Raw genomic sequence first — 2005 nt, 5'->3', positions numbered from 1 at the left:
GATCCATCAGTTCGTGGATCGCCGCCTCAACAGTTGGAGCCGTCATAGCTCCATGGTGCTCCCAGGCACCGACAGTCTCGGGAAGCCGGCAGGTGTGTCCTCAAGATGGTGACACGGGGTGCAATGGCAGGTAACGATCAACCAAAATCCCCTGTGTTTATCGGGCTCATGAGCACGGACGGCCGGCGCGATCAACGACCCGTCAACGAATGTTTCCGCTCCCATTTCGGAACCTTCCCGCTGAGTTTCTTAGAGGTCAGATGCCAGCTGTGGCAGTGCTGGCACGGGTAGGCCCGGACCGGCTGCTTACCCTGCTTTCCGCTTGAGCGGATCGCGTCCAGTGCGCGAAGGGCAAGGAACTGGGTGGCGTACGGGTTCTTCTGACAATCCATGGCGGGGTCCTTCGTTCGGTTGGCCGAACGGTTCACACCCGCCTACAGTCGCCATCTTCACAGCGTCTTGCTGAACTGATCATGCCACATGCCGGATGACTAGTGCAGGGGTTACTCGCCCTAAGAGCCACTATTCAGTCGGGCCGCGCAGGAATTGGGTCTGGCCTTCGGGTCTGCCAGGCCCACAGTATGTCTACCCCTCGCGGGCGAAAATACTTTGCTTCACTGGGTGTCTTTCTATCGGTTATTGAGTCGCCTTTTTGTGTACGGCACCGCCGGGGACCAGTAGCGGGGTCCCCGGTCGGAGCCTATTTCCTCCTCCTGGATGGCTTTCACGTGCCTGCTTCTTCCGGGATAACTGTCAGGGTTTGATCCCCGCACGAGAGCTGCAGCTCTCCGCCGGCAGTGTCCAGCCGGCAGTCCTGGTCTTTTACCCGCGGCCATCTGGAGATTTCGGGGGCGTCCCGGACCCGCTTGTAGTGGAGCGCGTCGTGCTGGGTGTAGATGCGACAATGTCGCCGCCGAAGCCATCCTGGGTAACGAGCACCGAGGTTCCATCCGCGGCCACGATCTTCACGGTGTCCCCTATGCCGAACGCGCCAAGGGCTGCGAGGAGAAACATGAGGCCGAAGTACGGTACGGCGGCAGCGGCCGCCAGCCCGGTGATCCAGCCGGCGGTGCGTCGTGGATCTTCTTGGGAATTCGGCTTATCAGTGCCGGGAGCAGGAGCGAGAGCCCGGCGCCGCCGGACAGGAGCGCCGCAATTCGGAACCAAGAGGAGATCGAGTCCGCAGGCATGCCTATGTAGAGCAGCAGGTCGTCCCTCGCAGCGGCCCGATACGCCTCATAGATGGAGTGATCTGCCCATGCGCACAGAGTCGCTGCGACTAGGAGAGCGATTCCCCAGATCTCTTGGCGTTTCACAGGCTGTTGGAGGGATCGGAACGCTGGCTGTCAGCCCTGGTACGGGCGTCCTCTATTGTCTGTGTCACCGCAACGCGAATGACCTCCAGCAGCGCCAGGGCCAGCAGCACCAGCATGGTTTCCAGCGCGAGTATGAACTCGAAGACGCCGCCGAGGGAGTCTTCCTTCCATTCGGGAGGGACGGAGTTGCTCGAGTGGACGGCTCCGAGGAAGAAGACCAGGGCGGTCACCGCCAGCCCTCCGAACAGGACCCAATGGCTATAGCGGTAGGCCCGGTGGCCCGCTGCGCCCAGGGCAGCGTGCACCAGCCACAAGCCGCCAGCGATAACAGGCAGGACAGTGAAGGGGCTCACTTGGCGGCGAGTTCTTTGCGGCGGAAGGTCCCGGCGATGGAGAGCTTCTTGCCGTATTCGATGGATCCGTACCGGAACAGGTGGACGGCCAGGCGCAGGATCAGGGTTCCGACGATGAACAGTTCGGCGATGACAATTGCTGCTTCGACGCCGGTCAGGGTGCCGAAGCCGTTGCGCAGCATCGCGGTGACCGGGGCGGTCAGCGGGAAGTAGGTGAAGACCCGCACGATCAACGCCTCGGGGTCGGAGATGATCAGGCTGACGGCGTAGAAGGGCACGAACATCATGGCCATGAGCGGGCCGAAGATGGTGCCGGCTTCCTTGGCGGTGGGCATG

At 62.2% G+C, this 2005-nt stretch carries 1 protein-coding gene and 1 pseudogene; both read right to left on the bottom strand.

Features of this window, described 5'->3' with window-relative positions:
* Positions 1-1312: 1312 nt before the first annotated feature.
* A complete protein-coding gene (locus P2Q66_RS06010) occupies positions 1313-1669 on the bottom strand; it encodes a hypothetical protein (RefSeq protein ID WP_275726333.1) in 357 nt (118 codons plus the stop codon).
* Positions 1666-2005: pseudogene (locus P2Q66_RS06005) on the bottom strand (ABC transporter permease); the annotation flags it as partial. The pseudogene P2Q66_RS06005 and the gene P2Q66_RS06010, both read right to left, overlap by 4 nt.

The organism is Arthrobacter sp. Cr_A7, assembly GCF_029222765.1.
Lineage (GTDB): Bacteria > Actinomycetota > Actinomycetes > Actinomycetales > Micrococcaceae > Arthrobacter.
The sequence above is the reverse complement of the archived record's forward strand: the minus strand, read 5'-3'. Positions and strand labels throughout refer to the sequence as shown.